The organism is Leisingera sp. F5, assembly GCF_001593695.1.
Genome location: NZ_LUKH01000003.1, coordinates 181,962 through 187,961, shown reverse-complemented (window position 1 = coordinate 187,961; position 6,000 = coordinate 181,962). Strand labels below are relative to the sequence as shown.

8 protein-coding genes and 1 pseudogene are annotated in these 6,000 nt (G+C 58.8%); 6 read left to right on the top strand and 3 right to left on the bottom strand.

Annotation, left to right across the window (positions count from 1 at the left end):
* Positions 1-480, bottom strand: a pseudogene (locus tag A2I95_RS03370) (transposase); the annotation flags it as partial.
* A 316-nt stretch (positions 481-796) separates the two neighbouring features.
* Between A2I95_RS03370 and A2I95_RS03365 the strand changes: the two are divergent.
* The 3 genes from A2I95_RS03365 to A2I95_RS03355 are packed head-to-tail and all read left to right on the top strand — an operon-like array spanning position 797 to position 2,408.
* Entirely contained in the window at positions 797-1,519 is a 723-nt protein-coding gene (locus A2I95_RS03365) for a CoA transferase subunit A (protein ID WP_291727798.1), read from the top strand.
* Positions 1,519-1,779 carry a hypothetical protein gene (locus A2I95_RS03360; protein ID WP_291727796.1) on the top strand — a complete coding sequence of 87 codons (261 nt, stop codon included), beginning with the start codon at positions 1,519-1,521 and terminating at the stop codon, positions 1,777-1,779. Before A2I95_RS03365 ends, A2I95_RS03360 begins: the two co-directional genes overlap by 1 nt.
* A complete protein-coding gene (locus A2I95_RS03355) occupies positions 1,779-2,408 on the top strand; it encodes a 3-oxoacid CoA-transferase subunit B (protein ID WP_291727794.1) in 630 nt (209 codons plus the stop codon). Before A2I95_RS03360 ends, A2I95_RS03355 begins: the two co-directional genes overlap by 1 nt.
* Positions 2,409-2,480: 72 nt before the next feature.
* Here A2I95_RS03355 and A2I95_RS03350 read toward each other — a convergent pair whose 3' ends face one another.
* Positions 2,481-2,957, bottom strand: a complete 477-nt coding sequence (locus A2I95_RS03350) for a hypothetical protein (protein ID WP_291727792.1) — start codon at positions 2,955-2,957, stop codon at positions 2,481-2,483.
* 263 nt (positions 2,958-3,220) lie between these two features.
* On the opposite strand from A2I95_RS03350, the gene A2I95_RS03345 reads away from it, so the two are divergent.
* Positions 3,221-3,790, top strand: a complete 570-nt coding sequence (locus tag A2I95_RS03345; protein ID WP_291727790.1) for a TetR/AcrR family transcriptional regulator — start codon at positions 3,221-3,223, stop codon at positions 3,788-3,790.
* 7 nt (positions 3,791-3,797) lie between these two features.
* Here A2I95_RS03345 and A2I95_RS03340 read toward each other — a convergent pair whose 3' ends face one another.
* Positions 3,798-4,607 (bottom strand): lytic transglycosylase domain-containing protein, encoded by an 810-nt coding sequence (locus A2I95_RS03340; protein WP_291727788.1) that lies wholly within the window; start codon positions 4,605-4,607, stop codon positions 3,798-3,800.
* 355 nt (positions 4,608-4,962) lie between these two features.
* Here A2I95_RS03340 and A2I95_RS03335 point away from each other — a divergent pair, with 355 nt between their 5' ends.
* Positions 4,963-5,154: a Flp family type IVb pilin gene (locus A2I95_RS03335; RefSeq protein ID WP_027259859.1), complete on the top strand. Its 192-nt coding sequence runs from the start codon at positions 4,963-4,965 to the stop codon at positions 5,152-5,154.
* A 392-nt stretch (positions 5,155-5,546) separates the two neighbouring features.
* Positions 5,547-5,738, top strand: a complete 192-nt coding sequence (locus A2I95_RS03330; protein WP_027259860.1) for a Flp family type IVb pilin — start codon at positions 5,547-5,549, stop codon at positions 5,736-5,738.
* Positions 5,739-6,000 lie beyond the last annotated feature (262 nt).

Below are 6,000 nucleotides of genomic sequence, written 5' to 3'. Positions count from 1 at the left end.
GCGGCGGATCATATTCGCCAGCTGCGTGCGCTGCCGGACCGCGAGATCCCGGGTGCGGTGCAGCGCCAGGATTGCCTGCTGGTCTTCGGATTTCACTTCGACGAAGCGCGTTCTGCGCCTTTGAACGATTCCCCGGATCGTTCAATCCGCTGGCGCGGACCAGCTTAAACTTGGCCGGCGGACCGCTTTGCAGATCGCCTCGGCATCAGCCGCGTCGGTCTTGCCGCGCTTGACATAGGGTTTGACATAAGCCGCAGGCATCAGGCGGACGTCATGACCCAGCCTGCTGAGCTCCCGGCCCCAGTAATGGGCGGAGCCGCAGGCTTCCATGCCGACGACACAACGCGGAAGAGCCTCGAAAAACGCGGGCAGTTTCGCGCGCTTGATCTTTTTGTTGAATATCTTGCGGCCAGCCGCGGAACTCCCGCGAACCTGGAACACCTCCTTGGCCAGATCCAGTCCAACTGTTTTAACTGTCATTGGGTGGCTCCTTTCTTAGCAGTCGTTGACAACTGCAGTATCGCGCATTGCGACGCCGGTGGAGCAGGAGCCACCCACTCCATCCGATAAGGGCAGGCCTGGCCTTATCGGGCTTCTCAGCAAGACTTTCTTTTGCGCCGCAACGCGGCGTCACGCCCAAGGCTGATAGAGCATCTGCCGCAGGCAAATGCTCCAGGAAGGCGCGGGGGCCTCGCCCTTTCTGTTCTCCGTAGAAATACGTGCCCGTCTCCGTATTCATTGACTCTGCCCCAGCCGGCAGCCAGAAATCCCGCAACCGGCATACTGGGAGAACTCCATGAAGAAGGTATATTCCAACGCTGCTGAAGCGCTCGACGGGCTGCTTCACGACGGCATGTTCATCGCCGCGGGCGGCTTTGGCCTCTGCGGCATCCCCGAGATTCTGCTGCAGGCGATCAAGGACGCGGGCACCAAGGATCTGACTTTTGCCTCCAACAACGCGGGCGTCGATGATTTCGGCATCGGCATCCTGTTGCAGACCCGGCAGGTGAATAAGATGATCTCGTCCTATGTGGGCGAAAACGCAGAGTTCATGCGCCAGTATCTGAGCGGTGAACTGGAGCTGGAATTCACCCCGCAGGGCACCCTGGCCGAGCGCATGCGCGCCGGCGGCGCGGGTATCCCCGGCTTCTTCACCAAGACCGGCGTCGGCACCGTGATCGCCGAGGGCAAGCTGGAGAAGCAGTTCCCCACCGGCCCGGACGGCGCCATGGAGGACTACATCATGGAAGAAGGCATCTTTGCCGATCTTGCCATCATCAAAGCCTGGAAAGCGGATGAGACGGGCAACCTGGTGTTCCGCAAGACGGCCCGCAACTTCAACGCGCCTGCCGCCACCTGCGGCAAGGTCTGTGTCGTGGAAGTGGAAGAGATCGTTCCGACCGGCTCGCTGGATCCGGATTCGATTCACCTGCCCGGCATCTATGTGCACCGCATCATCCAAGGTGATCACGAGAAACGCATCGAACAGCGCACCGTCCGTCAAAGGGAGAACAGTTGATGACTCCCTCAGAAATTCGTTCCGTCGAAGATTTCATCCGCGAACTAAACGATAACTCAGACGCGTCGTTTGAAGAACTGGCTAACAAAATAGATGTTTGGGCCAGTCAGGCAGGTGCCACACGCCAAGAGATTATTGAGCTAATTTGCACGCGCTGTGACCGTGACGCAGAGCAACGAAATGACTCGCGACCTGTGCAAACCGGAGAATTCATCGATTACCCTGTAGTAGTCTTTTCGCCCGCCAAGGAGGAAGCATAATGCCCTGGGACCGCAATCAGATGGCGGCACGCGCCGCGCAGGAGCTGCAGGACGGCTGGTATGTGAACCTCGGCATCGGCATCCCGACGCTGGTCTCCAACTACATCCCCGAAGGTGTGGAAGTGACCCTGCAGTCGGAAAACGGCATGCTGGGCATGGGCCCCTTTCCCTATGAGGGGGAGGAGGACGCCGACCTGATCAACGCCGGCAAGCAGACCATCACCGAGCTGCCGCAGACCGCCTATTTCGACAGCGCGCAGTCCTTTGCGATGATCCGCGGCGGCAAGATTGCCATGGCGATCCTGGGCGCGATGGAAGTGGCTGAAAACGGCGATCTGGCGAACTGGATGATCCCCGGCAAGCTGGTCAAGGGCATGGGCGGCGCCATGGATCTGGTAGCAGGCGTCGGCCGCGTAGTCGTAGTGATGGACCACACCAACAAGCATGGCGACAGCAAGGTGCTGAAGGACTGCACCCTGCCGCTTACCGGCAAGGGCGTGGTGGATCGGATCATCACCAACCTGGGTGTTCTCGACGTCGTGGACGGCGGCCTGAAGATCGTTGAGTTGGCGGATGGTGTCAGCGAAGACGATATCCGCAGCGCGACCCAGGCCACCCTGGTGGACTGATCCCGGATTAGACCTGACAATCAGGACCCGCCGGTTTCCGGCGGGCCTTTTCTTTGCAAATCCGGTCTGCGGTCAAACCCCGGCAGAAGGCCCAGGCCGTGCGCGCGGACGCTGCGTGTGCCAGATGGCGCCCTCGGGCGGGTTGACGATTTCATACATGTAAACGCGCTTATCGTACCAATTGACGATCTTCTCCCGGCCGTCTTCGAACACCACCACGCAATAACTGCCCATGGCTGGATCACAGCTGTCGCGGCCAAGCAAGGTAACGGTGACCGGATCCACCAGATGCCGGTTGAACAGCACAATCGCCTTGGTCTGCTTACCCGAAACATACAAAGCGCCTGCAAACAGGCCCGCGGCCAGCAGCACAAAACCCAGGCCTGAGAAATTCCTGAACGGGTTGACCTTTGCAAGTCCCGGAGCAAATGCGACAAACACCATCCGCCCGAATATCCCGGCAAAAGCGATCAGGCCGAGCATTGCAAATGTGCTGGTGGCCTCTTGCGAACCCGCGGCAAGAGCCACCGGATCAATTCCCAAATCCAATTCCTGTCTCCAATCTCTCAAAGCCAAATCAAGCGGCTTAATCCTATCAATTTCTGCACCATAGCGGCAGCGGCAGGAATAGGACAAAAACTTTGCAGAAAACACACCATTTCAAGACATTGCGGACAGGCGGCTGGGCAGGCTGGCAGGCTGGCAGGCTGGCAGAACTCCGGTTATGCCCTGCTTTCGCTTGTCAAACTGATCTGAGTTGCCTGCCCCATCCTCCGCCAATATGAACAGACCGGTACACACAGAGATGAATCATGCGCCCGAACAAACGAGACGAATTGGTCAGCAAAGCCCTGGACGTGTTTTACCGCAGCGGTTTCCACGCGACGGGAATGGACACACTGGTCAAGGAAATTGGCGTGTCAAAGACTTCCATGTACAAGCACTTCCGCACTAAGGATGAGCTGATCATTGCTGTCCTGCAGCTGCGGGACGAGAACTTCCGCAACTGGCTTTATGGCCGCATGGAGGAGCTGTCGGACACACCGGCGGGACAGTTGATCGGTGTTTTCACCGCTCTAGGAGAGTGGTTCGCCAAGCTCGAGTTTGCCGGCTGCATGTTTGTAAAGGCAAGCTCCGAATTTCAGAACCATGCGCATCCGGTGTACCGGCAGTCCAGCGCGCACAAACAGATGCTGCTGGACCATTTCACAGCGCTGGCCCAATCAGCCGGGGTGCCTGATCCGGCGGCATTGGCCCGGCAGCTTTTGATGCTGAAGGAAGGTGCCATTGTCCTGGCCGCCATGTCAGTCACCCCTGCCCCGGCAGACGACGCGCTGCAAACCGCCCGGATACTGTTGCAGCCTTATCTGAAAGACGGCTGACCGCGCCTTACTTGCCCAACCTGAAAACGCATCCGTCAGACAAAAACTGCGGCGGTGTCATGCACAGGCCGCGCGCCACCTGATAGGCGGCCAGAACCTTGGGCACGTAGTCGCGTGTCTCGGCAAAGGGCGGCACCCCTTGATGCGAGCGCACAGCCCCTTCGCCGGCATTGTAGCCCGCCAGCACCAAAATCGGATCGCCGCCGAATTCCCCCATCAGCCAGTCGAGATACTGAATACCGCCAGCAATGTTCTGCCGCGCCTCCAGCGCGTCACTCACCCCGAAACGTTTGGCGGTATCGGGCATCAGCTGCATCAGCCCCTGCGCCCCGGCAGAACTGACCGCATCGGACTTGCCCGCGGATTCGACAGCGATCACTGCCAGAACCAAGGCCGGCGACACCTCGGTGCCCAGGCTTTCGGTCAGGATCTGCACCCCGCGTTCCTGCACAATATCCTGCATCAGTTGCAACCGCGGGGCCGCCAGGTCTTTGGCTCCGCTCAAGGCCTGCAAGGCGTCATCCAGACGCCCCGGCCCCGATCCCTCTAGTCCAAACGCAACCTTATCCCAGAACCAGCCATAACGGCCGGCCGGCTTTGCACCGCTGTCTGCGGCAGTCACCGCAGCAGGCGCTAGGGGTTCTGGCGCAGGCGCCGGCTCAATCTGTATTGTAATGCGCTTGCCGGTGCCCGGCGCCGGCGGCTTGATGCGTTTTGCCTCGAACTGCGGAAAAGGCCGGGGCTGCACCTCCTGCGCCACTGCAGCCAGTGGCACGGCACAGGTTGCCAGCGCCAATACAGCGTTCCCGAATGACATTGCCCTGCCTGCCTGTGGTTCCAGTTCGTTCCAATCTGTGAAAATTGGCGCCCGAAGGCCAGTATTCCTGCCCCGGAATCTGGCACACCCGCCTTATTTGCCCCGGACTGGCGCTGAAATATCACGGGACACGCTGCGGTAACAAAAAATTAATGACGCAAAAACAACGAGGTATGAAAGTTATTGCCGAAAAGTAAAAATTGGGCGGCTAATTCCGGATTTCAGCCCAAATCCTGCCACGCTGCACTGGCTATATGTATTCATCCAAGCCGGACAGTGGTCGAGCAGGTGAGAGAGCAGACCCTGGCGAGATGGCGGGATTACACATTCAGAGATCCTTTGGAGGGACCGAACCATGATCAAGTTTTTCAAGAGCTTTCGCAAAGACTTCCGCAAAGACGAATCCGGCGCCGTGACCGTTGACTGGGTTGTGCTGACCGCAGCTGTCGCCGCACTGGGCGGCGTGGTCTACACCGCGGTTCAGGATGGTGCGTCCACCCTGTCGAGCGACACCGGTTCCTACCTGAAAGGCAAGAAGCCGACCTGATCGCAGGCGGCGGCATCTAAGCCGCATCGCGACACCGCAAGTCGGGCCGCTCTCTTCGGGGGGCGGCCTTTTCCGTTTCCAATCCCTTGCGGGAAAGACCGGGCTTGCATCTTCAACCGGCTGGAACTCCAAAAGTCCCGGTACGCAGGAAGATCAGCCAACCCCGCAAGATTTCTTCCGCTTAGCCGCAGCAGACGCCCTGCCGCACATGTGCGTTTCTTGCCAAAAAGTTAAAATTGGGCAGCCAATTCCGAATTCTCGCCCCAATCCTGCCATGCTCCACTGGCCATATGTACCTACCCAAGCCGGTCAGTGGTCCAGCAGGTGAGAGAGCAGACCCTGACGCAACGGTGAGAGAACACCTATTCAGAAATCCTTTGGAGGGACCAGCCATGATCAAATTCTTCACCAAATTCCGCAAAGACTTCCGCAAAGACGAATCTGGCGCCGTGACCGTTGACTGGGTCGTTCTGACCGCAGCTGTCGCCGCACTGGGCGGCGTGGTCTACACCGCGGTTCAGGATGGCGCGTCCACCCTGGCCAGTGACACCGGCTCCTACCTGAAAGGCAAGAAGCCGACCTGATCGCAGGCGGCGGCATTTAATCCGCACCGCGACACAGCAATTCTGGCCGCTCTCTTCGGAGGGCGGCCTCCTTTATTAGGCACTTCTGTAATGAAGCCGATCCCGAGTAAAGTTCAGTGGCGATATCAGCCGATTTTGATGATCTCGGGAAATAGGAAGCAAGACGAACTCTATGCCGAAAAACGCTTCCTTTCTGGCCTCGCACATTAACAGGCTATTAGGCAAAAAGCTCAGGATTACGCCCTATTAACGCCCCATTCAT

Excerpts from the sequence above, each read along its gene's own strand:
- A2I95_RS03365 (WP_291727798.1), top strand. The coding sequence starts at position 797 with ATGAAGAAGGTATATTCCAACGCTGCTGAAGCGCTCGACGGGCTGCTT.
- A2I95_RS03360 (WP_291727796.1), top strand. The coding sequence starts at position 1,519 with ATGACTCCCTCAGAAATTCGTTCCGTCGAAGATTTCATCCGCGAACTA.
- A2I95_RS03355 (WP_291727794.1), top strand. The coding sequence starts at position 1,779 with ATGCCCTGGGACCGCAATCAGATGGCGGCACGCGCCGCGCAGGAGCTG.
- A2I95_RS03345 (WP_291727790.1), top strand. The coding sequence starts at position 3,221 with ATGCGCCCGAACAAACGAGACGAATTGGTCAGCAAAGCCCTGGACGTG.
- A2I95_RS03340 (WP_291727788.1), bottom strand. The coding sequence starts at position 4,607 with ATGTCATTCGGGAACGCTGTATTGGCGCTGGCAACCTGTGCCGTGCCA.
- A2I95_RS03335 (WP_027259859.1), top strand. The coding sequence starts at position 4,963 with ATGATCAAGTTTTTCAAGAGCTTTCGCAAAGACTTCCGCAAAGACGAA.
- A2I95_RS03330 (WP_027259860.1), top strand. The coding sequence starts at position 5,547 with ATGATCAAATTCTTCACCAAATTCCGCAAAGACTTCCGCAAAGACGAA.